Source organism: Nocardia stercoris, from assembly GCF_003696265.1.
Taxonomy (GTDB): domain Bacteria; phylum Actinomycetota; class Actinomycetes; order Mycobacteriales; family Mycobacteriaceae; genus Nocardia; species Nocardia stercoris.
In genome coordinates, this window is record NZ_RFFH01000023.1 from 1 (window position 1) to 26668 (window position 26668).

Below are 26668 nucleotides of genomic sequence, written 5' to 3' on the forward strand. Positions count from 1 at the left end.
GGCGACGGTCCATGTCGCTGCGATCAATCAATGGCTGCGACACGAGTGAGGGCGGGCCGAACGGCCCGCCCTCACCACTTCGAAACACTGCCTAGGCGCCGAGCCGGCCGGTGCCCTCCGCGGCGGCGGCCGCCAGCAGGTAGTACAGCGCCGCGGTGCGGCGGGCGCAGCGACCGGGCGGGCAGCTGCGGTGATCGGCCACGATGCCCTCGGCCAGCTCGGTGGTGAGACGCGCAGGCACTTGGGCGCAACTGTCGAATGCAGGTGCCATGCCCGTGCTCCTTCCAGGCCGTGCGCTGTCGACCGGCACGTCTGCCGACCGGGCGGGATATGCCGCCAACAGCGGGATTTCCGATCCTGACACCGGATAAACACGACGTGTCACGAATCGACGGTGGGTCGGGTCACAGCAAACGCCCGCCGACGGTCTCGGGCGCGGATTAGGGTGGGCCGACAGATGCGTTCTCCGCACTCCCGTGACCAGGAGTAGACGTGGCAGCAGCCGATGGCCAGGCCAAGAACCGCGAGATCGAACCGGACGCCGTGTGGCAGCGCAGCGGCGACGGCACCGGAGCTGTCGAGGTGGCTTTCCTCGCCAGCGGAAATATCGGCCTGCGCAGCGCCGCCGAACCCGACGGCCCGGTCCTGATCTTCACGCCCGGCGAATGGCGCGCCTTCGTCCTGGGTGCCGCGGATGGCGAATTCGCCCGCCCGGGAGCGTGATCCGGACGGGCGAATTGCGTTGAGCGTCAGGCTTTCCGGTCAGGCGCCGAGCGCACCGGCCAGCATCGGCCAGGAGTCGTGCAAGCCCTGCTGCCAGTAGGCCCAGGAGTGCAGGCCGGTGGCGTTGTGCACCACGGTGATCGGGATGCCGCGGGCCTGCAGCAACGTACCGAACGCGGCCGAGCAGAGGTCGACGCCGGTCTCGATGGGCGAACCGTACACCAGGTGGTCGAGCGGTTCGGGATGCACGGCGGTGCTGTTCAGGCCGGGGATACCGGTGCCCGCCGACAGGAACAGTGCCTTGCCGCGCAGGTTGTCGGCCAGGGCCGCCGGGTCGTGCGCGGCCCACTCCGGGCTGCCGATCGGACCCCACATGTCGTCGGGGTTGCCACCACGGTTGACGATCGAGAACTGCATGACCGGCGCGACCATCGACATCTCCGGGCAGGCGCTGTATCCGGCGACCGCGCGGTACAGGTCGGGGTGCCGCGCGGCCAGCACGTATGCGGCGATCCCGCCCATGGACAGGCCACCGACCCCGTTGACCCCGTTGCCGGCGAAGGTGCTGTCGATCAGCGGCGGAAGTTCCTGGGTGAGGAAGGTTTCCCACTGGTACCGGCCGAACTTGGCCGAGTCGGTGGTCCAGTCGGTGTAGTACCCGGCCTCACCGCCGAGCGGCATGACCACGTTGACGTTCTTGCCCGCGAAGAAGGGCTCGGCGTCGGTGTAGTAGGTCCAGCCGCTCTCCGCGGTCCCCGCGTCCAGGCCGTCGAGCAGGTAGTAGCTGGGCCGCGGTCCGTCCCCCGCAGGGTGCAGCACCTCCACCTGCACCGGCTGGCCCATGGCCGGCGAGTCGACGGTGAGGATCGATCGGGTGGGGCTCTGATCACTGCGCCCGACCACGGTCGCCGCAGCAACCTGTGGGGCAGCGGCGAACCAGCCCGCCAGCATTGTCGAAAATAGGAGCACAACCGCCGCAAGACTGCACTTGGAACGCATAATCACCCTCCACTCACCGGATTCAGCGCACTACAGGCTAACTCATCCCGGTGCGAGAGCTAACATACAGCACAGGCAGTTCCGGCACGAGTGGATCACACTTCGAGCGCACCCCGGATCGACGAAGCGAGATAGTCGAGATCCGCGCGCGGCGGCATCGTCGGCCGGGCCCGCAGGCCGAATCCGTCACCGGGCTTGCGCGGCACGACATGCAGGTGCACATGGAAGACCTCCTGCCCGGCGGTGACGCCGTCGGCCAGGAAGAAGTTCACGCCGTCCGCACCGATCTCCGACGTCCGCAACGCGGCCGCCAGCCGCTGCCCGACCTGGAACAGCTTGCCGCCCAAGGCGGGATCGAGTTCGGCGAGACTGCGGGCCGGCACCCGCGGCACCACCAGCACGTGCCCCGGCGTGACGGGCCGGATATCCATGAACGCCACCACATCCTCGTCCTCGTACACCTTCGAGGCAGGTGCCCGGCCGGCGATGATGTCGGAGAAGATCGTGTACGGATTCATGGAATCACCGTAGGCGCAGAGTGTTCCGGTGCGGAAGTGCGAACAGCACAGCCGCACACCCGGCTACAGAATCGGCGCCGGGGTGTAGCGCGCGGCCTGCGGGTTCGCGTCCGACAGCTTCTGCACCTGCGCCACGATGTCGCCCACCTGCGCGTCGGCGGCACCGATGAACGCGGAACGGTCGGCGAGCGCGGCCTCGAGCGCGGCGCGGTCCAGCGGCATCCGGTCGTCGGCGGCGAGCCGGTCCAGCAGGTCGGGCTCGCGGCCCTGCTCCCGCATGGCCAGCGCCACCGCGACCGCGTGCTCCTTGATGACCTCGTGCGCGGTCTCGCGGCCGACCCCGGCCCGGACCGCCGCCATCAGGATGCGGGTGGTGGCCAGGAACGGCAGGTAGCGGTTCAGCTCCCGGTTCACCACGGCCGGGTAGGCGCCGAACTCGGTGAGCACGGTCAGGAAGGTCTCCATCATGCCGTCGATGGCGAAGAAGGCGTCCGGCAGCGCCACCCGGCGGACCACCGAGCAGAACACGTCGCCCTCGTTCCACTGCGCGCCCGCCAGCTCGGCGGCCATCGACGCGTACCCGCGCAACACCACCTGCAGGCCGTTCACGCGCTCACACGAGCGGGTGTTCATCTTGTGCGGCATCGCCGAGGAACCGACCTGGCCGGGCTGGAAGCCCTCGGTGACCAGCTCATGCCCGGCCATCAGCCGGATGGTGTGCGCGAACGACGACGGGCCGGCACCCACCTGGACCAGGGCCGAGAGCACATCGTGGTCCAGCGAGCGCGGGTAGACCTGGCCGACACTGGTCAGCACACCGGCGAAGCCGAGGTGGCGGGCCACCCGCTCCTCCAGCTGCGCCAGCTTGCCGGCGTCACCGTCGAGCAGGTCCAGCATGTCCTGGGCGGTACCCATCGGGCCCTTGATGCCGCGCAGCGGGTAGCGGTCGATCAGCTCCCGCAGCCGGGTCAGCGCGAACAGCAGTTCGTCGGCGGCGGACGCGAAACGCTTACCGAGCGTGGTGGCCTGGGCGGCGACATTATGCGAGCGGCCGGCCATGACCAGCGTCCGGTATTCGGCGGCCCGCTCGGCCAGCCGGGCCGCGATCGCCACGCCGTGCGCGTACACGTGCTCGAGGGCGAGCCGGATCTGCAGCTGCTCGACGTTCTCGGTGAGGTCGCGACTTGTCATGCCCTTGTGGATGTGCTCGTGACCGGCGAGGGCGTTGAACTCCTCGATCCGGGCCTTCACATCGTGGCGGGTGACCCGCTCGCGTTCGGCGATCGCGGCCAGGTCGACCTGCTCGAGCACCCGCTCGTAGTCGTCGACGACCCCGGCCGGCACCTCGATCCCGAGGTCGGCCTGCGCGCGCAGCACCTCCAGCCACAGCCGGCGTTCCAGCACGATCTTGTTCTCCGGTGACCACAGCTCCCGCATCTGCGGGCTGGCGTACCGGGTGGCGAGGACGTTCGGAACAAGACTCACAGGAGAAGTCTATTGACGGGGGTGCCGCGCGTCAGACCTGGGGTGCGCAGATGTCGATCAGCTCGAGCAGCGCGGCGCGGGCCGCGCGGCGGGGTTGCGGATCGGCCTCGGTGAGCGCCGCGACCACCGCGCCGTCGACCACGGCCACGACGCGGCGCAGCTGATCGAGGCGGACCAGGCGGTCGGAGCGGCGCAGCACGTCGGCCAGCAGATCCTCCAGCTGACTGCGTAGTCGGAACTGCACCTCGCGTAGTTCCGGATGCCGGGCCGAGGCCACCGACCGTTCGAAGCGGGCGATCAGCCGTTCCCGCGTCAGGTCGTCGTTGCCCTCGGGGCCGACCAGCAGATCCAGGATCAGATCGACGGTGGCTTCCGGGCCGCGCCGCCGGTGCGAGATCTCGCCGACTCGGCGGCGCATCGAATCGAGTTCCGCGTTGCCGCTGAACTCGACCGCGCGCGCGATCAGATCCTCCAGCGACTGGAAGTAATACGTGGTGGATGCCAAGGGCAGGTCCGCGCGGGTGGCCACCGAACGATGGCGCACAGCGTCGAAACCACCTTCGAGCAGGAGTTCGGCGGCTGCCGCCACCAGTGCCTGGCGTCTCCGCTCGCCTTTCGGGGTCGTCGCGGTGATCACCGTGTCATCGTGCCAGTCGTCATGGTTTCATCCGTACCGAATCGGGTGCGAGCTTTGACCTGCAGTATGCGAACCACTCATTGCGCAGCGTCGAATCAACAACTTACGTTTTTTCTACCTTATTGCCCCGGTCACAGGTGCCGTAGTGATTAAAGTTTTTGGGACACTTAACTTTTCAGTTCCCCCAGGTAACCGGCGATCCGCTCCATCGCCGCCTGCACGTCAGCGGTGGCACCCGCGAACGACAATCGGACCGTCCGGTTCCCGTGGCGGGTGTCGAAATCGATACCCGGTGCGATCGCTACGCCGGTGGCCGCCAACAGATCCGCGCACCACTGCATCGAATTATCGGTCAGGTGACCAATATCGGCGTACGCATAGAACGCGCCGTCGGCCGGCGCGATATCGGTGAGACCGATCCGCCGCAGACCGTCCAGCACGATCTTGCGGTTCACCGCATAGCGGCGCACGTGACCGTCCAGCTCCGCCTTCGCCTCCGGCCCGAACGCGTGAATCGCCGCGTACTGCGAAATCGCGGGCGGACACACCGTGAAGTTCGAGGCGAGCCGCTGCAACGCCGGGCGCAGGCCGGCCGGCACCAGCATCCAGCCCAGCCGCCACCCGGTCATCGAGAAATACTTCGACACCGAGCCGATCACCACCGCCTCCCGCGACGTCTCCCAGGCACACGCGGTCTGCGAACCGTCGTAGACGATGCCGTGGTAGATCTCGTCCGAGATCAGCAGCGTCCCGTGCGCGTCGCACCAGCGCGCCAGGTCGGCCAGCTCAGCCGGGGCGATCATGGTGCCGGTCGGATTGGCCGGGCTGGCGACGATCAGGCCCGCCGGCGGCTCGGGCAGCTCCTCCAGCATGGCGACGGTCGGCTGGTAGCGGGTCTCCGGGCCGCAGTCCAGCTCGATCACCGTGCAGCCGAGCGCGGTCAGCGTGTTGCGGTAGGCGGGATAACCCGGCCGGGCCACCACGACCGTGTCCCCCGGGTCGAAGGCGGCAAGGAACAGCAGCGAGAACGCGCCCGAGGACCCGGTGGTCACCACGACCTCGTCGGGATCCACCTCGACGCCGTAGACGTCCCGGTGGTGCCGGGCGATCGCCTCCCGCAGCGCCAGAAGGCCGAAAGTCTCCGTGTACCCCAGCAATTCGTCGCCCAGGGCAGCCCGAGTAGCGCGCAGCACCGGCTCCGGCGCGGGCGTCGACGGCTGACCGGCAGCCAATACCAGCACGTCACCGTGGGTACGCTCCCGCTCGCCCGCCGCCTTCCAGACATCCATGACATGGAAGGTGGGCACAGTCGACCGGACAGATTCCTTACGCACCCGATGACGGTAGAACACCCGCGCAGCGCCCGCGCAGGGGATCCGCGGTTCGTCCCGGGTGCAGGTCACGACCCCACCGCCGAGGCAGCCGGGGACACCGGCCCGAGCCGGCCGAGGTCGAACCCAGCCGGGTCGATCCGGGCGCACCGGACACTCCCGACATCCGAGGCCGATGCGCCGTCCGGGCTTTCCCGGCCGCGCGCTGTTAACCTCGAGCTCATGGCTGATCAGGCCGGCCGATTCCGTAGCCGCCACGGGGGAACTCGTGTCTTCCGGCCGGATTGGCGCTCCACACAGCCAGGTTCGCGTTCCAGCCGGCCGGGCGCACGGTCGTCCCGGCCGGGCTCGGGGACCACTCAACCGGACTCGAGCACCACCCGGCCCGGTCCGAATTCCGCTCAGCCCGTGACGAATTCCACTCGTCCGAGCACGAGTTCCGCCCGACGGCCGAGCTCGTCCGCCACGAAGCGGCGGGGGCTCGGGTCGCGGCCGGGCACTCCCCTGCTCCCCGAGACCTTCCGGCCTGCACTGTCCCGGACGGCGGGCCGGGCCTGGGGTGCGGCCCTGCACACCGGGCGGGCGAGCTGGTCGGCGACGCAAGCGGGATGGTCGGCCGCGCGCGATACCGATTGGCGCGAACTCGCGCGCCGGGATTGGCGGGCCTGGTTCGAGGCGCAGTGGATGCCGTTGCGCGCCTGGTTGATTCAGCATCGCGTGCTGGTAGCAGGACTGGCGGCCGTGACGCTGTTCGCCGCGGCGGACACGATTCCGGCGCACCAGATCACCGCCACCCCTGCGCCCGGCGGCGGGCTGCGGGTCCCGGTCGCCCACCCGCTGCAGGTCCGGGCCGCGGCCGAGCCGAGCCGCCGCTACCTCGACGCCATCAACAAGGGTGAGCGGCTGCGGGAGGCGCAGGTGGTCGGCGAGGCGGCCCGGGCGACCCTGGAACGGGCCAGAGCCGAAGCGGCCGCGGCCAGTTCGGGGCAGCCGCAGGACTGGATCGGGGTCGCGCCCGCGGTGCTACCGGGTATCGGCCGGTTCGCGCGGCCGGCGGTCGGCGTGTTCACCTCCGGCTACGGCAGCCGCTGGGGCACCTTCCACTACGGCGTCGACATCGCCGCCCCGATCGGTTCCCCGATCTACGCGGTCACCGACGGCACCGTCATCGACGCCGGCCCCGCCGACGGCTTCGGTCTCTGGGTCCGCATCCGCCACACCGACGGCACCATCTCCGTCTACGGCCACATGTACGACTTCTCGGTCTCGGTCGGCGAGCACGTCCAGGCCGGCCAGCAGATCGCCCGCGTCGGAAACCGCGGCGACTCCACCGGCCCCCACCTGCACTTCGAGATCCTGATCAACGGCCAGCACGTGGACCCTCAGCCCTGGCTGGCAGCCCACGGAATCCCGTTGGGGCAGTAGATCGCTCGCGACTACACCCGGGCGGGGATGCTGATGCGGCCGTCCACCGCGGCCTGGGCGATGTCGTGGCGGTAGTGGCCGCCGGCCAGTTTGATGGCGGCCAGGCGCTCGTAGGCGCGGGCGCGGGCCTCGGTGAGGTCGGCGCCGACGCCGACCACGTTCAGCACGCGGCCGCCCGCGGAGACCAGGGCGCCGTCGGCGCGCTGTGCGGTACCGGCGTGGAACACCTCGGTGTCGGGGGTCGACGCTTCGGTGCCGGTGATCACGTCGCCGCTGCGCGGGCGGGCGGGGTAGTTCTCGGCGGCCAGCACGACGGTGAGCGCGGCGCCGTCCTTCCAGCGCGGCGGCTCGGCCTGCGCCAGAGTGCCGGTCGCGGTGGCGTACAGCAGTTCGCCGAGCGGGCTCTCCAGCAGCGCCAGCACCGCCTGGGTCTCGGGATCGCCGAAGCGGCAATTGAATTCGACCACCGCCGGGCCCGCCTGACCGATCGCGAGACCGGCGTACAGCAGCCCGGAGAACGGCACGCCGCGGCGCACCATCTCGGCGGCCACCGGCTCGACGACCTCGGTGACGATCTCGGTGACCACCTCGGCCGGCAGCCACGGCAGCGGGGTGTAGGCACCCATACCGCCGGTGTTCGGACCGGTGTCACCGTCGCCGACGCGCTTGTGGTCCTGGGCCGGCAGCAGCGGGACCACGGTCTCGCCGTCGACCAGGCAGAACAGCGACACCTCGGGGCCGTCCAGGAAGGACTCCAGCAGAACCGGGTGGCCGTTCTCCAGCAGTTCGGCGCCGTGGTCGCGGGCGGCGTGCCGGTCGGCGGTCACCACCACGCCCTTACCGGCGGCCAGGCCGTCGTCCTTGACCACCCAGGTCGGGCCGAACCGGTCCAGCGCGGCATCCAGCTCACCGGGGTGGTCGACGATCTCGCTGTGCGCGGTCCGCACCCCGGCGGCCGCCATCACGTCCTTGGCGAACGCCTTCGACCCCTCGATCCGGGCCGCGGCCGCCGACGGGCCGAAGCAGGCGATTCCCGCCGCGCGTACCGCGTCGGCGATGCCCAGGACCAGCGGCACCTCGGGGCCGATCACCACCAGATCCGCCGCGACCTGGCGGGCCAGCCCCACCACCGACTCGGCGTCGGCCGGGTCGACCGGCCGCAGCGTCGCCTGGCCGGCCATGCCCGGATTGCCGGGCGCGGCAACGACGTCGGACACCCCTGGGTCCCGGCGCAGGGCCTGGACCAGGGCATGTTCACGGGCTCCGGAACCGATCACGAGTACGCGCACCGGGTAATTATGCGCGGTAGCGCCGACAGCCATGCGGGCCCCCGTCGAGATATGACAATGTGAGCCCATGGCGTCTGTATTCAGTGCGATCATCAACGGCCAGCTGCCCGGGCGGTTCGTCTGGGAGGACGACGAGTTCGTCGCCTTCCTGACCATCGCGCCGGTCACCCAGGGGCACACCCTGGTCGTCCCCCGAGCCGAGATCGACCAGTGGCAGGACCTCGACCCCGCCACCTTCGCCAGGCTCACCGAGGTGGCGCAGAAGATCGGTCAGGCGGTCCGGCTGGCCTGGGATGCGCCGCGAGCCGGCCTGCTGATCGCCGGACTCGAGGTGCCGCACCTGCACCTGCACGTCTTCCCGGCCTTCGAGCTGGGCGATTTCAACATCAGCGGCGCCGACCACGACCCGTCGAAGGAATCCCTCGACGAAGCGCAGTCCAAGATCAAGCGAGCGTTGCGCGACCTCGGATACGGCGCGTCCGTACCCGCGTAGCGACCGGAACGTTCGAGGCGCTCCTCGCCGCGCTGTGGCATCCGGCGCAGACCGACCGCTCGGCCGCCTTCTTCAGCGGCCGGGCAGTATCGAGTCGGTGAGCCGTTCGGCGAGCGCGTCGTCGAGGGGTGCGTGGCCGAGGATGAAGCGGTACCAGAACACCCCGTAGAACTGGTCGACCAGCAGATCGAGATCGGCGTCGGCGGGCAGCTCGCCGCGCTGCCGCCCCCGCTCGAGCACGGCCCGCACCGCTGCCCGGCGCTGGGCGGTGAAGGTCCGCAACAGCTCCTCGAGATGCGGGTCGTGCGCCGCCTCTCGTACCAGCGTGCGCAGCGCGGGTGCGGTCGAACTGCTCTGCGCGCCACGGAAAGTCGATTCCATGAGGGTGCGCAGGTCGGTGCGCAGCGACCCGCTGTCCGGTGGCGGCACCTCGAGCGCCGACCGTTCGGTGAGCGCGTCCAGCAAGACCGCCCCCTTCGACGGCCACCACCGATACACGGTCTGCTTCCCGACGCCCGCCGCTCGAGCGATGGCGTCGATGGTGACCGGGGCGCCGGCGGATTCGCCGAGCAGTCGCAGCGAGGCATCGAGAATGGCCTGCCGGGTGGCTTCGTTGCGCCGTCGCCCGGTGTGCGGTCGCGCCGGCTGTGCCGCCGTACTGTCCATGATCGCCTCCTGTGACGCACCTCACCGATTTGTCGAGACTAAAAGTCTCGTCAACAGTGTTGTCGAGACTGTCAGTTCCGTAAGCGTAAACGGACAGCGACAGAGAGGACTTCCGACAATGACCACAACACCGCGCGTCGTCGTCATGGGTGGCAGCTCCGGCATCGGCGAGGCCACCGCCACCGCCTTCGCGGCCGACGGCGCCGAGGTCGTCATCACCGGCCGCGGCCGGGACAAGCTCGACGCGGCCGTCGCGCGGATCGGCGGCAAAACCACCGGCTACGCCCTGGATGCCACCAGCCAGACCGATATCGACGCCTTCTTCGCCCAAGCCGGGACCATCGACCACCTGGTCGTCTCGGTGAGCGGCTCGGCCGGCAGCGGCCCCTTCGCCGACCTCGATCTGGATCAGCTGGCCGCCGGCTTCGACGGCAAGTTCTGGCCGCAGGTGCGCATCCTGAAAGCCGCTCTCCCGCACCTGGATTCGCAGGGATCGGTCACCCTGGTGACCGCGGGCTCGTCCCGCTCGGCCTTCCCCGGCACCGCGGGCCTGGCCGCCATCAACGGCGCGCTCGACGCCATGGTGCCGCCGCTCGCCGTCGAACTCGCCCCGCTGCGCATCAATGCCGTCTCCCCGGGCGTCGTCGACACTCCGTGGTGGGACCGGGTTCCCGAGGCGCAGCGCACCGCCCTGTTCGACGGACTGGTGGCGACCACCCCGGTCGGCCGCGTCGGCCGCCCCGCGGACATCGCCCGGGCCATCCACATGCTGGCCACCAACGGATTCATCACCGGCGTCGTGCTCGACGCCAATGGCGGCACCAGTCTCGCGACGGGTCGCTGACCGGCCGGCAATTCGGTCGGCCCGCGTGGTCACGCTCGGCTGTCGCCACCGCCCGAATCGGGCCTAGGCGCGGTCGCGGGGCAGCCGGACCGTGAACGTGGTTCCCACTCCGACCTCGCTGTGCACCGCGACCGAACCGCCGTGCGCCGCCACCAGCGACTGCACGATCGACAGGCCCAGCCCCGTGCCGCCGCTGTCGCGGCTGCGTGAGGTGTCGGTGCGGTAGAAGCGTTCGAAGATCCGGTCGGCCTGCTCCTGCGGGAGCCCCCGGCCGGTATCGGCGACGGCCAGCACCACCTCGTCCGCGGCCGGCACCAGCCGGACCGTGACCGCGGCTTCCGGTGCGGTGTGGGTGAGCGCGTTGTCGAGCAGATTGCCCAGCACCTGCCGCAGCCGCGCCGCGTCGCCGCGCACCTCCAGGGTGCCGTCGCCGGGTTCGATCGTCAGGCCGATCTGCCGGGCCGGGCCTTCGGGCCGGCGCGCCGCGTCGACCGCGCGGGCATTGTGCACGGCGTCGCTGGCCAGCGCCAGCAGATCCACCTGCCGGCGGTCGAGCGGGCGCTGCGCGTCCAGCCGGGCCAGCATCAGCAGATCCTCGACGAGCAGGCTCATCCGGTTCGCCTCCCGCTCGACCCGGTCCACCAGCAGCGTCGCGTCCGGCAGCGCGCCCTGCCGGTACAGCTCCGCGAATCCCTTGATGGTGGTGAGTGGGGTGCGCAGTTCGTGGCTGGCGTCGGCCACGAACCGGCGCATCCGGGCCTCGGAGACCCGCGCCTCCTCCTCGGAGGCCTCGGTGTTGGCGAAGGCTTGCTGGATCTGGGCCAGCATCCCGTTCAATGATCGCGACAGCCGGTCGACCTCGGTGTCGTTGCCGCGCACCGGTACTCGGCGATCGAGGTCACCGCCGGCGATCGCCGCGGCGGTCTGCTCGACCTCGTCGAGCGGCCGCAGGCTGCGCCGGATCACCACGTGCGCCACCATGGCCAGCGCCACCAGCACCAGCAGGCCGACGACCACTTCCAGGCCGATCAGCCGGTCGATGATGTTCTCGGTCTCGGTGAGCCGCAGGGCGACGATGCTGGTCCCGCCGGAGTCGGTCACGCGCACGGCCCGCCAGTGCTCGGACTCGTCGCCGACCGAACCGACCGTGCGCGGGTGCGCACCGAGATCGGCGGGTACGTCGGGCGTCGTGGCACCCGTCTGCAACAGCACGGTGGTGTTGCCGGCGGCATCGGTGATGTGCACGTAGAACAGTTCGGCCGGCCGCTCGTGCTCCTGACCGCGCCCGGGCAGCGCCAGCGGCGGCGTGTTGTCCGGCTTCGCCCACGTGTTGGCGGCACCGCGGATCTGGCTGTCCACCCGGTCGAAGAGCACCCGGTGCATGGCCGAGGTGACGGCCGCGCCCGACAGCAGCAGCCCGAGCCCGGCCAGTGCCACCAGGACCACCACCAGGGTGACCCGCAACGGCACCGCGGCGGCACGACGGGACAACCAGGCTCGAGCGCCCGCGTCCGGTTCGGCGCCGGTCACTTGGCGGTCGACTTGCTCCGGCTGGGCGCCCGCATCACATACCCGACTCCGCGCAGGGTGTGGATGAGCCGGTCCGGGCCGGTGTCGACCTTCTTGCGCAGGTAGGAGACGTACGTTTCGACGACACCGACCTCGCCGCCGAAGTCGTAGCGCCACACGTGATCCAGGATCCGGGGCTTGCTCAGCACGGTCCCCGCGTTGACCATGAAGTACCGCAGCAGGGTGAACTCGGTCGGCGACAGCGCCACCGGCTCGCCCGCCTTCCACACCTCGTGGGTGTCGTCGTCGAGTTCGATGTCCTCGAATCGCAGGCGGGAGGTGTTGCGTTCCTCGACCGTATGACCGGAGCGGCGCAGGATCACCCGCAGCCGCGCCACCACCTCCTCGAGACTGAACGGCTTGGTGACGTAGTCGTCGGCGCCCAGGGTGAGACCGGTGATCTTGTCGTCGACCTCGTCGCGGGCGGTGAGGAACAGCACCGGCGCCTCGATCCCGTCGGCCCGCAGCCGACGGAGCAGCCCGAAGCCGTCCATCCCGGGCATCATGACGTCGACGATCAGCGCGTCGGGCCGGAAGGCCTTGGCCTTGTCCAGTCCCTCCGCCCCGTTCGCGGCGGTGGCCACCTCGAAGCCCTGATAGCGCAGGCTCACCGACAGCAGTTCGACGATCATCGGCTCGTCGTCCACCACCAGCACCCGCGCCTCGGGCGTGCGGTCAGAAGAGGGAACACCAGTCATAGGGGCCATCGTCCCCGCGTCCCGGCAGAAGTCGCTGAAGGCTGGCTGGGAGTTTCCTGGGAGCGGTCCGGGCGCAGCTTCAGCCGTAAAGGCTTCCCGGACAAAGAAAACGGCAGGGCCTCTACCACTGAGCTGGTAGTCGACCCTGCCGTGCTTACTGAGCCCCCTGTCAGGATTGAACTGACGACCTTTCGCTTACAACAACGGCAGGGCCTCTACCACTGAGCTGGTAGTCGACCCTGCCGTGCTTACTGAGCCCCCTGTCAGGATTGAACTGACGACCTTTCGCTTACAAGGCGAGTGCTCTACCACTGAGCTAAGGAGGCGTGGAGCGGTGCTCATCATAGCCGGACACGCCGGCGGGACGGAAAGTCCCAGTACAGAATCGGACGGCAACGACCCGCGCCGGTGGGGAGCCACCCGGAGGTGTCCTCCCACCGGCGTCACCGGGTTGCGCGGGTATCCGGGGATACCGCGGGTCAGGACTGTGCGGCCTGCCGGGCCGCGTCGTCCGCCGCCATGGCGTCACGCAGACTCTTGGGACGCATGTCGGTCCAGTTCTTCTCCACGTACTCGACGCAGGCTGCACGGCTCTCTTCGCCGAACACCACTCGCCATCCGGCCGGAACCTCGGCGAAAGCCGGCCACAGCGAATGTTGCTCCTCGTCGTTGACCAGAACGAAGAACCGGCCGTCCTCGTCGTCGAAGGGGTTGGTGCTCATCTCACCTCACTGGGATACTGGCGCTGTTCGGACGCTTGTCGGCGGCCGACCACAGTCGGGCCCCGGGGCGTTGTGTCGACACTAGCAAGGTCGACGTTACGCGATGGTAGATCCCTCGAGGCCGCCGAAGAAATCGATCAGCAGCTTGTTCACCAGATCCGGACGTTCCAGGTATCCGAAGTGTCCAGCATCGGCAATTTCCTGGTAGCGCGCACCCGGAATGGCGTCGGCGACCTCGCGCGACAAGTATGCCGGAATCATCCGGTCGTCGGCGAATCCGATGGACAGACACGGCACCCGAATCCCGCGATAGGCCTGCACCCGGTTGAAATCGTGGCTCATGCGGCGCTGCGCCCGCACACCCGGGGGAACCGGGCCACCGGTGAATTCGAACAGGTCCAGCCAGTCGCGCGCCGCCGCGGGGTTCGCGAGGGTCGCGGGCGACAGGTTCATCACCGCGGTCATCGCGGCCTCGTACTTGGCCGGCAGCCGCACACCGGAATCGTCCAGTTCGGCCTCACCGATTCCGAGTGTCTGCTGGAAGCGGTCCAGCCGGGCGTGTCCGGCCATGAACACGGCCTTGCGGACCAGCTCCGGGCGCGCCAGCGCCAGCTCCTGGGTCACCCGGGCACCCATCGAGGTCCCCGCCACCAGCGCCGGACCCTCGTCCAGGAACTCGATCAGCGCGGCCGTGTCGGCGACCAGTTCCTCGATGGTGATGCCGTCGGCCGCTTCGAACGAGGGCGCGATCCCCCGGTTGTCGAAGGTGCACACCCGGAAGCCGGCCTGCAGCAGCGCGGGAACCTGATGCAATTCCCACACTCGGCCCGGGCTGCCGGTGCCCATGACGAGCACGACCAGCGGCGCGGCACCCTTGACGTCGGTGCCCTTGGCCTTGTCGCCCTTCAACTGATAGTTCAGCGGGATTCCGTTCACCGTGGCCAGAGGCATGGTGGATTGAACCTTTCGTGTGCGAGACGATCTCACCCACCGTATCGGTAGGACGAATGTCCGGCGTCACGCGGATTGCGGTTCGGCCCGACCGCGCGCTGATCGCCGCGCGCGACCGATACGATTGACCCGCAGACCCGAGTCACCCGAGCCGAGAGGAACGCGCCGATGGCCGCGAAAGGCACCAACGACATCGCGGACGACGACCTGGAACCGCTGGCCGACGAGACCGCTCGCCAGGCCCAGCGCGTGGTAGCCGCCTACGCCACCGACGCCGACGAATGCCGGATGCTGCTGTCGATGCTGGGCATCAGCCCCAGCGGCCGCGGAGAATAAGAGCTAGAGCCCGCCACCCGGCGACCGGAGGATCCAAGCCCGTGGAGCGCACGCGCGACCCCCAGCCCGCTTTATCGGCCGAACGGCCCGATACCACCACACCCCGGGCCGCGGGAGCCGACTTCGTCGTCGTCGCCAACCGCCTCCCGGTCGACCTGGAACGGCTGCCCGACGGGACGACCCGCTGGAAGCGCAGCCCGGGCGGTCTGGTGACCGCCCTGGAATCGGTACTCCGCAACAACAACGGCGCCTGGGTGGGCTGGCCGGGCGTCCCCGATGTGGACGTCGACCCGATCATCGAGGACGGCCTGGAGCTGCACCCGGTGCCGCTGTCGGCCGACGACGTCGCCAACTACTACGAAGGCTTCTCCAACGGCACCCTGTGGCCGCTGTACCACGACGTGATCGTGCGCCCCGAGTACCACCGGCACTGGTGGCAGGCCTACGTGGACGTCAACCGGCGTTTCGCCGAGCACACCGCCAAGGTGGCCGCGCAGAACGCCACCGTCTGGGTCCAGGACTATCAGCTGCAGCTGGTGCCGAAGATGCTGCGCATGCTGCGGCCCGACCTCACCATCGGCTTCTTCCTGCACATCCCGTTCCCGCCGGTCGAGCTGTTCATGCAGATGCCGTGGCGGACCGAGATCGTCGAAGGCCTGCTGGGCGCCGACCTGATCGGCTTCCACCTGCCCGGCGGCGCGCAGAACTTCCTGTTCCTGGCCCGGCGGCTGGCCGGGCAGCCCACTTCACGCGGCAATGTGGGTGTGCGGTCCAAGCTCGGTGTGGTGCAGGTCGGTTTCCGGACCGTGCGGGTCGGCGCGTTCCCCATCTCGATCGCCTCGGCGGAGATGGACGAGGCGTCGCGCCGGCGCTCGGTGCGGGAGCGGGCCGCCCAGATCCGCGCGGAACTCGGCAACCCCAAACACATCCTGCTGGGCGTGGACCGCCTCGACTACACCAAGGGCATCGACATCCGGTTGCGGGCGCTGGAGGAGCTGCTGGAGACCGGGGAGATCGATCCCAAGGAAACGGTCATGGTCCAGCTGGCCACCCCGAGCCGGGAACGCGTGGACAGCTACGTCCAGATGCGCAGCGATATCGAACGCCAGGTCGGCCGGATCAACGGTGAATTCTCTCGGGTCGGTTACCCGTTCGTGCACTATCTGCACCGGCCCATCCCCCGCGACGAGCTGATCGCCTTCTTCGTGGCCGCCGACGTCATGCTGGTGACCCCGCTGCGCGACGGCATGAACCTGGTCGCCAAGGAGTACGTGGCCTGCCACAGCGGCCTCAACGGCGCCCTGGTGCTCAGCGAATTCACCGGTGCCGCAGCGGAACTCCGCCAGGCCTACCAGTGCAACCCGCACGACCTGACCAGCGTCAAAGAGGCGATCATGCAGTCGATCGCCGACGACGCGGACACCCGGCGGCGCCGCATGCGCTCGATGCGCCGGCAGGTGCTGGCGCACGACGTGGACCGGTGGGCGCGCTCGTTTCTGGACGCGCTGGCGAAGGGGAAGGTCGCGGGTCCGGCGCTCATGTCGGACGAGGAGTGACGGGCCCGGATCCGGTGCCGCAGTAGCAGTTCCGAGCCGTCCAGACGGCCCAGGCGGGCCAGAATCAGATCGGGGTGACTCCCGCGACCAGCCAGCGGCCGTTGTCGTGATCGAGGTTGACCCGGACTCGGCTGGGCGTGACCGTGTTCTGCGGGTTGTCCTTGCTGGTGGTGACCTGGTTCAGGTACAGCAGGACCACCGCGCGGTTGTTGTCCGCCGAGATGATGCCGGCGGCTTGGGAGGTGGCCTGGACGGTGAGCTGCTTCTCCTTGGCGCCCGGGGCGATGGCGCCGTCGACCAGCTTCTTGTAGTCGGAGCGGAAGCTCGCGGTCATGCCGTCACCGGCCTTGGGCAGCTCGGTGTCGACGGTGTGGAAGTCGTAGGTGAACATCGCTTCCACGGTCTTGCGGGCCGCGGTCAGCGAATCCTTGCGGGCGCTCGCGAGCTGCGAGTCCTCGTGGTGCTTCCACCACACCAGCCCACCGCACACGGCGGCGACGACCACCAGGACCGCGGCGGTCGTGGTCAGGATCAGCGGCCGCTTCGAACGGTTCGGCGGGGTCGCGGCGGCGGTCTCCGGCGCGGTACCGGTCTCGAGCACGGTCACGGGTTCGACTTCGGGCACTTCGGGCTCTTTCACGTTGTCGCTCATGCCACGAACTCCACCTGCGAGGCGGTGGTACCGGAGTCGCCCCGGTTCACCGTGACGCGGAAACGGTAGTACCGCTCCTGCGGCTTCGGGTCACTGGCATTGGTCAGCGTCTGCTTGGCGGCCACCAGGATCCGGGCCGACGAGTCGTCCTCGCTCTCGATGGCGGCCTCGATGACCTCGCCGGTCGCCTTCACCTTGGCGTCCTGCACGACCTTGGCGTACGCGTCCTTGCGCTGCGAATACTCTTCCTTCAGCTGCCCGGAGGCGATCGCCAGCACCCGGTCGATGTCCGCCGGGGCGGTGTCGTCGGAGATGTTGGTCAGGTTGAGCACCGCCTGCCGCGCGGTCTGCACGTAGGTCTGGTCGCGGGAGGTCCGCGCCGCGTCGTCACTGCGCATGTGCAGGTAGTAGCCGCCGGACACGGTGAGCCCGACCAGGCCGAGCACGATCGCCACCACCGCGGCGATCTCACCCCACCCCAGGCCGCGCCGGGTCTTCGTGGTGCTCATGCTCGTCGATGCGGGCGCGGCGGCCGGTTCGGGAACCACGACCGACACCGTGACATCGTCGTCGGCCGGAGCGGCCTCGGCCGTCTTGCCGGTGGCGGAAGCGGACTTCACCGTCTCGGAAGCCGATGCGCTGGCGGCGGCCTCGTCGGCATCCGCCACTGTGTCGACAGGTTCGGCAGCCTCCGTCTTCACAGACTCCTCGGCCGGAGCCTGCTTCGCCGGCGCGGCGGCCGACTCCGACTTCGCCGAGTCCTCGGCGAGGGCCGCGTCGATGTCCAGCTTCACGGTCGGCGACGCGGGCTGCGTGCCCGCGTCGCCCGCCGCAGTCACCACGACGGTCGCATCGGACGGCGTGTCCGCCACCGGCGAACCGGCTTCCCGGCTCGCGCGGCGGCGGGACCGCCCGTTGGTCGTCGTGGTGTCATTCATCCCTGTTGCTCCTCGAACATCGCCTGCCAGCTGGACGGAACCTTGCCGGAACCGTTCGCCGCGACATCGCCTTGTCGATATGTATTTCCGTCCGGGCCCGTGAAGGTGCCCGTCCCTGGATCCAGATGACCGGTGAACGACGCGGGTTGCGCACCGGGGCCCGGCACCGGCTGACCAGCGGGGCTGACCGGCTGCGGCGGACCGTACGGAGGGTTGGTGCCCTGGGGCACGTATCCGTTGGGATCGTGGCACAGCTCCGGGGTGGGAGCTCGCTTGCCCGGGACATCCGCACACGGCGTGTTGCGGATACCGCGGACCGCCTCCGGCGCGTCCTGCGGCACCTTGCAGTATACGGATGGGGTGTCGGGGATGGACTGGTCCTTCGGGGAACGCCACTGGTCAGGGGGCAGGAAGCCGGTCATGCACGGCGGCGGATCGCCGAGTCCGAGCATGAAGTCGACGTACGCGCCGTACCGTTCCGGGCCACTGGCCGCCTGCAGCAGTCCCGCCATCAAGGGCGGGAACACCACCAGGATCTGCTCGAGCCCGGCGTGGTAGGTGACCCCGACCTGACCGACGCTGACCATGTTCGACAGCAGCAGCGGGAGGGTCGGCTTCAGGTCCTGGAAGAAATCCTGGGCCTTGGCCGCGGCACTCGGCGTCCGCTGCAGCAACTGCCCGAGCGACGGGTCGTGCTGGCGCAGCTGATCGGTGACCGTCGCCAGATCCCTTGTCCAGGAACGGATGTCGTCCTGGCTGGTCACCTGGGTGTCCAGCAGCGGCCCGACCTGGGCCAGCAGGTCCTTGGTCGAATCCGTGTTCTTCTTGGCCTCCTGGACCAGCAGTGACGCCGAGTCGATGAACTTCTGCAGGTCCGGGCCGGCGCCGTTGAACGCCACGAACGCTTCGTCGATCAGTTCGCGCAACTTGGTGTCGGCGATGCTGGACAGCAGCCGGTCGGCCTGGTTGAGCATGTCGCCGACATCCTGCGGCAGCTTGGTGTGCTCGACCGGGATCACCGCGCCGTCGCGCAGGGTCCCGCCCGCGTTCGAGTTCGGCACCAGGTCGATGTACTGCTCACCGATGGCCGACACACTGCGCACGTAGGCGTCGACGTCCTTGGGCACCTTGTGGTCGGTGCCCAGCGACAGCACCGCGTCGACCCCGTCGGGGGTCAGCTTGACATCGGTGACCTTGCCGATGTCGGTGCCGCGGTAGGACACGTTCGCGGTCGGGTACAGCCCGCCGGTCGCCTGCAGTTTCACGGTCACCGTGTAACGCCCGATCCCCAGCATGGCCGGCAGGTGCACGTAGCTGCCCGCCATCACGACCATGCCGATCACGGTCAGGATCGAGAAGATGATCAGTTGTCCTCGAACGAACCGAGTGAGTCTCACTGGCCCGGACCTCCTTGCGGCGCACCGGGAACCGTCAGACCCGGAATGGCGGGCAGCCCCGGAATCGGCGGCAGGCCGGGAATGCTGGGGGTGGGTGCCGGTGTGGTCGCGCCCGGCGGCGGGTTCTGCAACGGACCGTTGATCGGGTCGCCCTTGCCCTCGCCGGTGCCGGCGAACGTGCCCAGCGCGCCTTCGACACCACCGAAGCGCCCGCCCAGCGGGGTGCCGGTGAGGAAGTTGGAATCGTTGCGCTCGGCCCGGATGTCGTAGGTGATGAGCAGATTCATGTAGTCGCCCTTGATGGCCCGGTCGATACCCTTCATCGGGAACGGGAACGTGAGCAACATCTGCAACGCGATCGCGAGGTTGTTCCCCGTGTCCGCCAACGACTTCAGGATCGGGCCGAGATCGGCGAGTTCGGCCTTCAGGTCGGCACCCTCGGTGTCGAGGACACGCTGCACCACCGCGCTCATGTCACCGAGCGAGGACAGCGCCTTGGTGATGGCCTCGCGCCGGTCGGCCAGCACGGTCAGGGCCGGGTGGATTTCCGTGATCGCCTTGGTCACATCGTCCTTCTGCTGGGCGAGGGTGCCCGACAGCCGGTCCAGTCCACTCATGGCCGAGATGATGTCGCTGGTCTGACCGTCCAGCGTCGTGGTCAGCTGGGCCAGTTCCGGCAGCAGATCCTTGATCGCGTCGGCCCGGCCTTTGAAGGTGGCGTTCAGTTCGTGGGTGATCGTCTCCACCTGTCCGAGACCACCGCCGTTGAGCACCACCGACAGTGACGACAGCGTCTGCTCGGTCGTCGGGTAGGTGCCGGCCCGGTCCAGCGGGATCAGGTCGCCGCCGTGCAGCTGCCCCTGCGGCGGGACGTCCGTGGGCGCGGCCAGTTCGAGGTGCTGGCTGCCCAGCAGACTGGTCTGGCCGATCCGCGCGATCGCGTTGGCGGGCAGCGACACACCCTTGTTCAGGCTGACCGTGACCAGCGCGTGCCAGCCCTCCACGTCGATACCGGTCACCGTTCCGACGGTGGCGTCGTCGACCATGACCGGCGAATTACGGGTCAGGGTCGTGACATTCGGCATCTGGATCTTGACCTGCCAGGCATCCTTGCCGGTGCCCTGGGTGCCGGGCAGCGGCAGGCTGTTCAGCCCGTCGAACTGGCAGCCGGAAACCCCGGTCGCGATGGCCAGCCCGAGTACGGTGCCGGCCAGCTTCTTTCGGCGCATGGTCATCAGTTACCTCCCGGAACGGCCAGTCCGGCAAGGCCGTTCGGCATGGAGTTCGCCGGTGCGCCCGGAATCTGCACGCGCGACGCGACATCCGGCGTGCTGTAGGTCAGCTGGTTCGGGAACGCCTGCTGGCCGGAGGCCGGGTTCAGCAGGATCGGCGCGTAGTTCGTCAGCATGGTGTCCAGGACCGGTCCCAGGTACTGCTTGCACAGGTCGGCGGTTTTCTGCGAGTCGTTCGCCTCCAGAGCTTCGACCGATCCGCAGAGGAAGGCGACCGGGTTCGCGAAGTTCACACCGACCACCGCGCCGGTCAGGGTGCCCTGGGCCGGCTTGTAGATCTGGTAGAAGTTCACCAGCGCCGTCGGGCCCGCGTGCAGCAGCCGCTCCAGGTCGCCGCGCTTGTCGACGAGCACCTGGGTGGCGTCGGCGAGGCGCTGCACGCTCTCGGTCAGCGCGCCACCACGTTCGTCCAGGAACCGCTTGATGTCGGCCACCGCGACATCGAGGCTGTCCAGGCCCGTTCCCAGGTCGTCGGAGACACTGGCGAGCACCTTCGACACCGATGCCAGACGCCCACCGAACTGGACGATCTGATCGTTGCTCTTGGACAGCACGTCCACGAACTGCTGCAGGTTGCGGACCGTCGCGAACAGGTCGGTCCGGCCGTCGGACAGTGTGTTCAACGTGCTCGACAGCTCGCGCAGCGTGTCGCGCATCGCCTGCGCGTTTCCGTTACCGAGGTTGTCCGACATGGTGTTCACGAACTTGCCGAAGGAACCCTGCTGGTCGTTACCGACCGGGCCGAGCGCGGTCGACAGTTTGGTCAACTCGGCCTTGATGTCGTCCCACTCGACCGGGACCGCGGTGCGCTCGATCGGAATCGTGGCGTGGTCACCCATCTTCGGTCCGGTGGTGTACACCGGCGCCAGCTGGACGAACCGCGCGGACACCAGCGACGGCGAGATGGACACGGCCTTCGCGTCCGCTGGGATGTTCACCCCGCGGTCGACGGTCATCTTCACGGTCACATGGTCGGGACCGGGCGTGATCGAGTCGATCTTGCCGACGTTCACCCCGAGCACGCGTACATCGTCACCGGCGTACAGGCCCTTCGTGCTGGGGAAGTAGGCGGTGATGTGCTTGCGGCCGATGTCCGCGATCTTCCCGGCGGCGAGGGTACCGATGATCGCGACCACCACGACCGCGGCGGCGATCCGCACCCATCTGTTCTTGGACCCCGACCGCAGCAGGTCGGGCATACGCTGCAGGTACGTCATCGGGGCGGCTCCTGAACCATCGGGTCGATCCTCGGCGCCCCCGGCGGTGAGGTGAGGTAGTCACGGAACGAATCGGGCACGTGATCCGGCCACACCAGCGAGTCGACGAGCGGCCGCAGGGTGAGACTGCTGGCGTTGGAGACGTAGGCCTGGAAGTACGGGCCACTGCCGACCTCCTCACCCAGGGCCGCCGCGTACGGGCCGACCGCGTCGAGCGCCTTGCCGAGCTGCTCCTTGTTCTTCTGCAGCAGGCCCAGCAGCTGGTTCAGCTGATCCAGGTCGGGCTTGAGCTGTGCCTCGTTGTCGGTGACGAAACCGCTGAGCTGCCTGGCCAATTCGCCGACCGCGCTGATCAGCTGGCTGATCGCGGCCTTGCGGTTGTCGAGCTCGCCGAGCAGGCTGTCGCCGTCGTTGATCAGGGCGTTGAGCTGATCGGACCGATCGGCCAGCACCTTGGTGACGTTCTGCGCGTGCGAGAGCAGGTCCAACAGCGCCTTGTCTCGGGTGTTGAGACTCTTCGACAGCGCGCTCACCCCGTCGAGCGCCGACCGCAGCGGCGCGGGGGTGTCGGCGAACGCACTCGAGAGCGCGTCCAGAGTCTGGTTCACCTTGTCGGTGTCCATGCCCGCCACGTCGTTGCTCAGATCACCGAGGGCATCGGTGAGCGAGTACGGAGCCATGGTGCGCGCCAACGGAATCGTGTCGTCACGTAACAGTTCACCGGTCCCGCCGGGCACCACCTCGAGCGACTTGCGGCCGAGCATGGTGTCGGCCTTGATGGCCGCGGTGGTCTGGTTGCCGAGCGTGATCGACTCGTCGAGATTGAACGTCACCAGCACGTTCGAACCGGCCAGCGAGATCTTCTCGACCTTGCCCGAACGCACGCCCGCCACATGGACCGGGTCGCCGGGCATCAGCCCGCCCGCGTCCACGAAGTAGGCGGTGAACTCGGCGCCGCTGCGCAGGAAAGGCAGCTGGTCGAACTGCAGTGCCGTCATCGAGATGGCGGCGGTGACGACCAGGCCGACCGTGCCGTACCGGGCCAGCCGGGAGTCTTCGCCGATCATCCGGAACACCGCCCTGTCGTCTGCAAGCCCGGCAAGGTGATCTCGATGTCCTGTCCATCCGGAGCGTTCGCCAGGATGTTGGTGCCGCAGATGTACATGTTCAGGAACGACCCGTAGGAGCCGATACGGGTCAGCTTCTTGTACGTGTCGGGCAGACGGTCCAGGATCCACTGGATGTCGTCGGTGTTGTTGTTGAGGTTCGTCGACAGCTTGCCCAGCTGATCGAAGTCGTTCTGCAGGTCCGGGCGGGCTTGCTTCAGCAGGTCTTGCAGGTCGCTGGTCGCGCCGGCCAGCCGCGGCAGCGCCGCGCCGATCGGATCCTTGTCCGCGGCCAGGCCGCTGATCAGGCGCTGCAATTCGGTGAGCGTGGTGTCGAATTCGCTGTTGTGCGCGTCGATGGTGCTCAGCACGGTCTGCAGGTTGTTGATCACGCTGCCGATGAGCGCGTCCCGGTCGGCCAGGGTCTTGCCGAACTCGCCGGAGCTGTTCAACAGGGTCACCAGCGTGCCGCCCTGACCCTGGAACACCTGCAGCAGTGCGGCGGTCAGATCGTTGACCTGGGTCGGGTCGAGGCCGCGCAACAGCGGCTTGAAACCACCGAGCAACAGGTCGAGGTCGAGCGCGGGCTTGGTGTGGTCGAGCGGCAGCGTGCCGCCGTCGCGCAGCCGCTGCGCGTCGCCGGGGCCCTCACCCAGCTCGAGATACCGGTCACCGACCAGGTTCTCGTACCGGATGGCGGCCAGGGTGCTGCGGTACACCGGGTACTTCTGGTCGACGTCGAAATCGACGTGCGCCAGATGATCCTGACCGACGGTCACCCGTGACACCGAACCGACCGGCACACCGGCGATGCGGACCTTGGAACCGGGCAGCATTCCCGACGCGCTGGTGAACACCGCGTGATACGTGTTCTCCGAGGCGAATCGGACCTGGCTGAAGACCACGCCGAGACCGAACATGATCGCGACCATCAGCACGCTGAAGATCGACAGTTTTACCGAACTGGATCGCAGTTTCATCTATCAAACCCCCGGCATTCCCGCGAACAGCAGCTGGAACACCGTCTTGTTGAGGTGCGGCGCGAGTTCGGGTGTGTAGACATGGCCCTCCGAGGTATCGGTGACCAGGTAGTTGGGCTTTTGGCCGGGCACCCGATCGGTGGTGCCCTCGCAGTGCGGACCACCGGTGGCGTTCACCTTCGGCAGGTCGTCGGGGTACTTGTACGGAGTTCCGCCGGGCATGATGCCGGCGTTCAGGGTGACACCGGCGAACTTGCCACCGAAGATGTCGTTCATGACCTCTTCGTGACTGGCGATACTCATGACCACGCAGTTCAGCGCCGGGCTGTACTCGTTGAGCAGACTCGTGGTCGGCCGCAACAGGTTCAGCGCACTGGTCAGCTGGCTCTCGTTCTCACCCAGCACCCCGCCGGCGGTGTTCGCCAGACCGGTGAGGTTGAGCAGCACGTTGTCGAAGTCGCTGGTGTGCGCGACGAGCGTGCCGGATGTGGTGGACGCGTTCGAGGTGGTCCGCAGCAGGTCCGGCGCCGCGTCGGCGTAGATGTTGCCGACCGTGGCCGTCGTGTCCAGATCCCGCTGCAGGTCGGGCAGGCTGGGAATGATGTCCTTCAGGTAGGTGTCGCTGTCGGCGAGCAGCTGACCGAGTTCGTCGCCGCGGCCCTGCAGTGCGGTGCCGATGGCGGTAAGCGTCGCGTTCAGCTTGTCCGGCGCGACCTTGCCCAGGACATCGGTCAGATGCTGGAACAGCGTGTCGAATTCGACCGTGACCGCGTTCGCGTGCACGGTGTCGCCGGCCTGCAGGTGTTGCGTGGACGGCTGCGACGGAACGGTGAAGTTCACGTACTTCGCGCCGAACACGGTGGTGGAGTTGATGCTCACGCCGGCGTTGGCCGGGACGAGCCGCATCTGGTCGGGGTTCATCGCCAGCTTCAGGCGCGCCGAGTCACCGGTGTAGGACACCGATTCGACCCGCCCGATCTCGACGCCGCGGAGCTTCACCTTGGCGTCGGTGTCGAGAACCAGTCCGGCGCGCGGTGATTCGACATACACCGTCTCGGTGCTCTCGAATCCGCCCGCGAACATGGTCCCCGCCACGGCGACCACGCCGGCGAGCCCCAGGATGAGGCCGGCGCCGGCCGTCTTGGCGCGCCAGCCGGATTCCCACCTGCTCTCGTCGGTGTTCTTGTCTACTAGCTTCTTCGCTGCTGCTGCTGCCATGTCCGCCTACCCGGAGAGATGGAAGTTGCCGGAGTGGCCGTAGATGGCCAGGGACACGAGCAAGGTGATGGTGACGACCGCGACCAGCGACGAACGCACCGCGCGGCCGACCGCCACGCCCACGCCGACCGGCCCGCCCTCGGCGTGATAGCCGTAATAGGTGTGGATCGCCATGACCGCCAACGCCATCAGGATGGCCTGCGCGAACGACCACAGGATGTCGGTCGGGATGAGGAACGTCGAGAAGTAGTGGTCGTAGACACCGGCCGACTGGCCGTAGATCGACACCGTGGCGAACCGGCTCGCGATGAACGACGCGATGACCGCGAGCGCGTACAGCGGGACGATCGCGATCATGCCGGCCAGCACCCGGGTGGTGACCAGGTACGGCACCGCGCGGATCGCCATCGACTCGAGCGCGTCGATCTCCTCGGAGACCCGCATCGCGCCGAGCTGGGCGGTGGAACCGGCACCGATGGTGGCGGCCAAGCCGATACCGGAGATGACCGGCGCGGCGATGCGGACGTTGATGAACGCCGCGAAGAATCCGGTGAGGGCCTCGACACCGATATTGCCCAGGGAGCTGTAGCCCTGGACCGCGATGGTGCCACCGGTGAACAGCGTCAGGAAGCCCACGATGACAACAGTGCCACCGATCATCGCCAATGCTCCGGAGCCCATGCTGATCTCGGCGATGAGCCGGACCATTTCGTTGCGATAGTGCACGATGACGCGCGGCATGGCCGCGACGGTGCGGGCGTAGAAGATCGCGTGCTTACCAGCGGTGTCCAGCTTGCCCGGCCGGCGCCGCTTCACTTTTCTCGCCATCACCGCACCGTCAGCTTGACTTCGATGGCGGTGAGCACGACGTTCACCACGAACAGCGCCATGAAGGAGAACACCACGGTCTGGTTGACCGCGTCACCGACGCTCTTGGGCCCGCCCTTGACGTTCAGGCCCAGGTAGCAGGCGACGAGCCCGGCGATCAGGCCGAACAGGGTCGCCTTGATCTCGGAGAGCACCAGGTCGGGCAGGTGGACGAGCAGCGTGATGCCGTTGACGAAGGAGCCGGGGTTGACGCCTTGGAGGAAGACCGAGAAGGCGAAGCCGCCGACGATGCCGATCGTGGAGACCAGGCCGTTGAGCATGGCGGCCACGAACATCGAGGCGGCGACCCGCGGGACGACGAGCCGGGCGATGGGGTCGATACCCAGCACCTTCATGGCGTCGATCTCTTCGCGGATCGTGCGGGCGCCGAGGTCGGCGCAGATGGCCGTCGCTCCGGCGCCGGCCACGATGAGCACGGTGACGATCGGGCCGACCTGGGTGACGGAGCCGAAAGCGGCTGCGGCACCGGACAGGTCGGCCGCACCGAACTCGCGGAGCAGGATGTTGAGTGTGAAGCACACCAGAACGGTGAACGGGATCGCCACCAACAGTGTCGGCATGATCGAAACCCCGGCGATGAACCAGGATTGATCGACGAACTCTTGAAACTGTACCGGTCTGCGCAGTGTCGCTCTGGCGGTATCGGCAATGAGTTCGAAGAACCCCCCGACCGCCCGTAGTGGCACTGCAAGGACTGGGTTCACCAGTGAACCTCCCTAATCCTGCCCTGCATTGGTT

At 68.5% G+C, this 26668-nt stretch carries 28 protein-coding genes and 1 tRNA gene; 6 read left to right on the forward strand and 23 right to left on the reverse strand.

Going from position 1 to position 26668, the window contains the following annotated elements; translation table 11 throughout:
- Positions 1–91: 91 nt before the first annotated feature.
- A complete protein-coding gene (locus tag EBN03_RS33890) occupies positions 92–271 on the reverse strand; it encodes a hypothetical protein (protein WP_147471767.1) in 180 nt (59 codons plus the stop codon).
- Positions 272–492: 221 nt separating this feature from the next.
- Here EBN03_RS33890 and EBN03_RS30680 point away from each other — a divergent pair, with 221 nt between their 5' ends.
- Complete coding sequence (locus tag EBN03_RS30680) at positions 493–723, forward strand: DUF397 domain-containing protein (RefSeq protein WP_122191665.1); 231 nt, start codon at positions 493–495, stop codon at positions 721–723.
- Between the two features lie 39 nt (positions 724–762).
- Here the strand turns inward: EBN03_RS30680 and EBN03_RS30685 are convergent, their stop codons facing one another.
- The 5 genes from EBN03_RS30685 to EBN03_RS30705 all read right to left on the reverse strand — a co-directional run bounded on the left by EBN03_RS30685 (position 763) and on the right by EBN03_RS30705 (position 5696).
- Positions 763–1674 (reverse strand): alpha/beta hydrolase, encoded by a 912-nt coding sequence (locus EBN03_RS30685; protein ID WP_199743040.1) that lies wholly within the window; start codon positions 1672–1674, stop codon positions 763–765.
- 143 nt (positions 1675–1817) lie between these two features.
- Complete coding sequence (locus EBN03_RS30690) at positions 1818–2240, reverse strand: HIT family protein (RefSeq protein ID WP_122191741.1); 423 nt, start codon at positions 2238–2240, stop codon at positions 1818–1820.
- A gap of 63 nt (positions 2241–2303) precedes the next feature.
- On the reverse strand, positions 2304–3725 hold the full coding sequence (gene purB / locus EBN03_RS30695; protein ID WP_122191667.1) for an adenylosuccinate lyase: 1422 nt from the start codon (positions 3723–3725) through the stop codon (positions 2304–2306).
- Positions 3726–3756: 31 nt separating this feature from the next.
- A complete protein-coding gene (locus tag EBN03_RS30700; protein WP_122191668.1) occupies positions 3757–4362 on the reverse strand; it encodes a TetR/AcrR family transcriptional regulator in 606 nt (201 codons plus the stop codon).
- A gap of 167 nt (positions 4363–4529) precedes the next feature.
- Positions 4530–5696: a pyridoxal phosphate-dependent aminotransferase gene (locus tag EBN03_RS30705; RefSeq protein ID WP_122191742.1), complete on the reverse strand. Its 1167-nt coding sequence runs from the start codon at positions 5694–5696 to the stop codon at positions 4530–4532.
- A gap of 405 nt (positions 5697–6101) precedes the next feature.
- On the opposite strand from EBN03_RS30705, the gene EBN03_RS34720 reads away from it, so the two are divergent.
- Entirely contained in the window at positions 6102–7118 is a 1017-nt protein-coding gene (locus EBN03_RS34720) for a M23 family metallopeptidase (protein WP_233608752.1), read from the forward strand.
- Positions 7119–7129: 11 nt separating this feature from the next.
- On the opposite strand, the gene purD is transcribed toward EBN03_RS34720, so the two are convergent.
- On the reverse strand, positions 7130–8407 hold the full coding sequence (gene purD / locus EBN03_RS30715) for a phosphoribosylamine--glycine ligase (RefSeq protein WP_122191744.1): 1278 nt from the start codon (positions 8405–8407) through the stop codon (positions 7130–7132).
- A gap of 67 nt (positions 8408–8474) precedes the next feature.
- Here purD and EBN03_RS30720 point away from each other — a divergent pair, with 67 nt between their 5' ends.
- Positions 8475–8900, forward strand: coding sequence for an HIT family protein (locus EBN03_RS30720; RefSeq protein WP_122191669.1), 426 nt, complete (start codon positions 8475–8477; stop codon positions 8898–8900).
- Between the two features lie 72 nt (positions 8901–8972).
- Here EBN03_RS30720 and EBN03_RS30725 read toward each other — a convergent pair whose 3' ends face one another.
- Positions 8973–9566 carry a TetR/AcrR family transcriptional regulator gene (locus tag EBN03_RS30725; RefSeq protein ID WP_122191670.1) on the reverse strand — a complete coding sequence of 198 codons (594 nt, stop codon included), beginning with the start codon at positions 9564–9566 and terminating at the stop codon, positions 8973–8975.
- Between the two features lie 118 nt (positions 9567–9684).
- Between EBN03_RS30725 and EBN03_RS30730 the strand changes: the two genes are divergently transcribed.
- Positions 9685–10410 carry an SDR family oxidoreductase gene (locus EBN03_RS30730; protein ID WP_199743042.1) on the forward strand — a complete coding sequence of 242 codons (726 nt, stop codon included), beginning with the start codon at positions 9685–9687 and terminating at the stop codon, positions 10408–10410.
- A gap of 63 nt (positions 10411–10473) precedes the next feature.
- Here EBN03_RS30730 and EBN03_RS30735 read toward each other — a convergent pair whose 3' ends face one another.
- The 5 genes from EBN03_RS30735 to EBN03_RS30755 form a co-directional block, all read right to left on the reverse strand.
- Positions 10474–11940 (reverse strand): sensor histidine kinase, encoded by a 1467-nt coding sequence (locus tag EBN03_RS30735; protein WP_233608753.1) that lies wholly within the window; start codon positions 11938–11940, stop codon positions 10474–10476.
- Positions 11937–12677, reverse strand: coding sequence for a response regulator transcription factor (locus tag EBN03_RS30740; RefSeq protein WP_122191672.1), 741 nt, complete (start codon positions 12675–12677; stop codon positions 11937–11939). The genes EBN03_RS30735 and EBN03_RS30740 overlap by 4 nt, the downstream gene beginning before the upstream one ends.
- A gap of 254 nt (positions 12678–12931) precedes the next feature.
- Positions 12932–13003, reverse strand: a tRNA-Thr gene (locus EBN03_RS30745).
- A 153-nt stretch (positions 13004–13156) separates the two neighbouring features.
- Positions 13157–13399 (reverse strand): MbtH family protein, encoded by a 243-nt coding sequence (locus EBN03_RS30750; RefSeq protein WP_122191673.1) that lies wholly within the window; start codon positions 13397–13399, stop codon positions 13157–13159.
- Between the two features lie 96 nt (positions 13400–13495).
- Complete coding sequence (locus EBN03_RS30755) at positions 13496–14350, reverse strand: alpha/beta fold hydrolase (RefSeq protein ID WP_122191674.1); 855 nt, start codon at positions 14348–14350, stop codon at positions 13496–13498.
- Between the two features lie 168 nt (positions 14351–14518).
- Here EBN03_RS30755 and EBN03_RS34725 point away from each other — a divergent pair, with 168 nt between their 5' ends.
- Both EBN03_RS34725 and EBN03_RS30760 read left to right on the forward strand, forming a co-directional pair.
- The gene (locus EBN03_RS34725; RefSeq protein WP_199743043.1) at positions 14519–14686 is read left to right on the forward strand and encodes a hypothetical protein; all 168 of its coding nucleotides are present in this window, start codon (positions 14519–14521) and stop codon (positions 14684–14686) included.
- A 41-nt stretch (positions 14687–14727) separates the two neighbouring features.
- Positions 14728–16242: an alpha,alpha-trehalose-phosphate synthase (UDP-forming) gene (locus tag EBN03_RS30760; protein ID WP_267899321.1), complete on the forward strand. Its 1515-nt coding sequence runs from the start codon at positions 14728–14730 to the stop codon at positions 16240–16242.
- 64 nt (positions 16243–16306) lie between these two features.
- Here EBN03_RS30760 and EBN03_RS30765 read toward each other — a convergent pair whose 3' ends face one another.
- Genes EBN03_RS30765 through EBN03_RS30810 form a run of 10 tightly spaced genes read right to left on the reverse strand, consistent with a single transcriptional unit; the run spans position 16307 to position 26634 of the window.
- The gene (locus EBN03_RS30765; protein ID WP_233608754.1) at positions 16307–16894 is read right to left on the reverse strand and encodes a h domain protein; all 588 of its coding nucleotides are present in this window, start codon (positions 16892–16894) and stop codon (positions 16307–16309) included.
- Complete coding sequence (locus EBN03_RS30770) at positions 16891–17832, reverse strand: hypothetical protein (protein ID WP_122191676.1); 942 nt, start codon at positions 17830–17832, stop codon at positions 16891–16893. The genes EBN03_RS30765 and EBN03_RS30770 overlap by 4 nt, the downstream gene beginning before the upstream one ends.
- A complete protein-coding gene (locus tag EBN03_RS30775) occupies positions 17829–19229 on the reverse strand; it encodes an MCE family protein (protein ID WP_122191677.1) in 1401 nt (466 codons plus the stop codon). Before EBN03_RS30775 ends, EBN03_RS30770 begins: the two co-directional genes overlap by 4 nt.
- On the reverse strand, positions 19226–20458 hold the full coding sequence (locus EBN03_RS30780; protein ID WP_122191747.1) for an MCE family protein: 1233 nt from the start codon (positions 20456–20458) through the stop codon (positions 19226–19228). Before EBN03_RS30780 ends, EBN03_RS30775 begins: the two co-directional genes overlap by 4 nt.
- A gap of 5 nt (positions 20459–20463) precedes the next feature.
- The gene (locus EBN03_RS30785) at positions 20464–21738 is read right to left on the reverse strand and encodes an MCE family protein (RefSeq protein ID WP_122191678.1); all 1275 of its coding nucleotides are present in this window, start codon (positions 21736–21738) and stop codon (positions 20464–20466) included.
- Positions 21735–22805: an MCE family protein gene (locus EBN03_RS30790; RefSeq protein ID WP_122191748.1), complete on the reverse strand. Its 1071-nt coding sequence runs from the start codon at positions 22803–22805 to the stop codon at positions 21735–21737. The genes EBN03_RS30785 and EBN03_RS30790 overlap by 4 nt, the downstream gene beginning before the upstream one ends.
- Entirely contained in the window at positions 22802–23824 is a 1023-nt protein-coding gene (locus EBN03_RS30795) for an MCE family protein (RefSeq protein WP_122191679.1), read from the reverse strand. Before EBN03_RS30795 ends, EBN03_RS30790 begins: the two co-directional genes overlap by 4 nt.
- A gap of 3 nt (positions 23825–23827) precedes the next feature.
- A complete protein-coding gene (locus EBN03_RS30800; RefSeq protein ID WP_122191680.1) occupies positions 23828–25042 on the reverse strand; it encodes an MCE family protein in 1215 nt (404 codons plus the stop codon).
- A gap of 6 nt (positions 25043–25048) precedes the next feature.
- The gene (locus EBN03_RS30805; protein WP_122191681.1) at positions 25049–25870 is read right to left on the reverse strand and encodes an MlaE family ABC transporter permease; all 822 of its coding nucleotides are present in this window, start codon (positions 25868–25870) and stop codon (positions 25049–25051) included.
- Complete coding sequence (locus EBN03_RS30810) at positions 25870–26634, reverse strand: MlaE family ABC transporter permease (protein ID WP_122191682.1); 765 nt, start codon at positions 26632–26634, stop codon at positions 25870–25872. Before EBN03_RS30810 ends, EBN03_RS30805 begins: the two co-directional genes overlap by 1 nt.
- Positions 26635–26668 lie beyond the last annotated feature (34 nt).

Excerpts from the sequence above, each read along its gene's own strand:
- EBN03_RS33890 (WP_147471767.1), bottom strand. The coding sequence starts at position 271 with ATGGCACCTGCATTCGACAGTTGCGCCCAAGTGCCTGCGCGTCTCACC.
- EBN03_RS30685 (WP_199743040.1), bottom strand. The coding sequence starts at position 1,674 with ATGCTGGCGGGCTGGTTCGCCGCTGCCCCACAGGTTGCTGCGGCGACC.
- EBN03_RS30690 (WP_122191741.1), bottom strand. The coding sequence starts at position 2,240 with ATGAATCCGTACACGATCTTCTCCGACATCATCGCCGGCCGGGCACCT.
- EBN03_RS30720 (WP_122191669.1), top strand. The coding sequence starts at position 8,475 with ATGGCGTCTGTATTCAGTGCGATCATCAACGGCCAGCTGCCCGGGCGG.
- EBN03_RS30725 (WP_122191670.1), bottom strand. The coding sequence starts at position 9,566 with ATGGACAGTACGGCGGCACAGCCGGCGCGACCGCACACCGGGCGACGG.
- EBN03_RS30730 (WP_199743042.1), top strand. The coding sequence starts at position 9,685 with ATGACCACAACACCGCGCGTCGTCGTCATGGGTGGCAGCTCCGGCATC.
- EBN03_RS30740 (WP_122191672.1), bottom strand. The coding sequence starts at position 12,677 with ATGACTGGTGTTCCCTCTTCTGACCGCACGCCCGAGGCGCGGGTGCTG.
- EBN03_RS30750 (WP_122191673.1), bottom strand. The coding sequence starts at position 13,399 with ATGAGCACCAACCCCTTCGACGACGAGGACGGCCGGTTCTTCGTTCTG.
- EBN03_RS30755 (WP_122191674.1), bottom strand. The coding sequence starts at position 14,350 with ATGCCTCTGGCCACGGTGAACGGAATCCCGCTGAACTATCAGTTGAAG.
- EBN03_RS34725 (WP_199743043.1), top strand. The coding sequence starts at position 14,519 with ATGGCCGCGAAAGGCACCAACGACATCGCGGACGACGACCTGGAACCG.
- EBN03_RS30765 (WP_233608754.1), bottom strand. The coding sequence starts at position 16,894 with ATGAGCGACAACGTGAAAGAGCCCGAAGTGCCCGAAGTCGAACCCGTG.
- EBN03_RS30770 (WP_122191676.1), bottom strand. The coding sequence starts at position 17,832 with ATGAATGACACCACGACGACCAACGGGCGGTCCCGCCGCCGCGCGAGC.
- EBN03_RS30780 (WP_122191747.1), bottom strand. The coding sequence starts at position 20,458 with ATGCGCCGAAAGAAGCTGGCCGGCACCGTACTCGGGCTGGCCATCGCG.
- EBN03_RS30785 (WP_122191678.1), bottom strand. The coding sequence starts at position 21,738 with ATGACGTACCTGCAGCGTATGCCCGACCTGCTGCGGTCGGGGTCCAAG.
- EBN03_RS30790 (WP_122191748.1), bottom strand. The coding sequence starts at position 22,805 with ATGATCGGCGAAGACTCCCGGCTGGCCCGGTACGGCACGGTCGGCCTG.
- EBN03_RS30795 (WP_122191679.1), bottom strand. The coding sequence starts at position 23,824 with ATGAAACTGCGATCCAGTTCGGTAAAACTGTCGATCTTCAGCGTGCTG.
- EBN03_RS30800 (WP_122191680.1), bottom strand. The coding sequence starts at position 25,042 with ATGGCAGCAGCAGCAGCGAAGAAGCTAGTAGACAAGAACACCGACGAG.
- EBN03_RS30805 (WP_122191681.1), bottom strand. The coding sequence starts at position 25,870 with ATGGCGAGAAAAGTGAAGCGGCGCCGGCCGGGCAAGCTGGACACCGCT.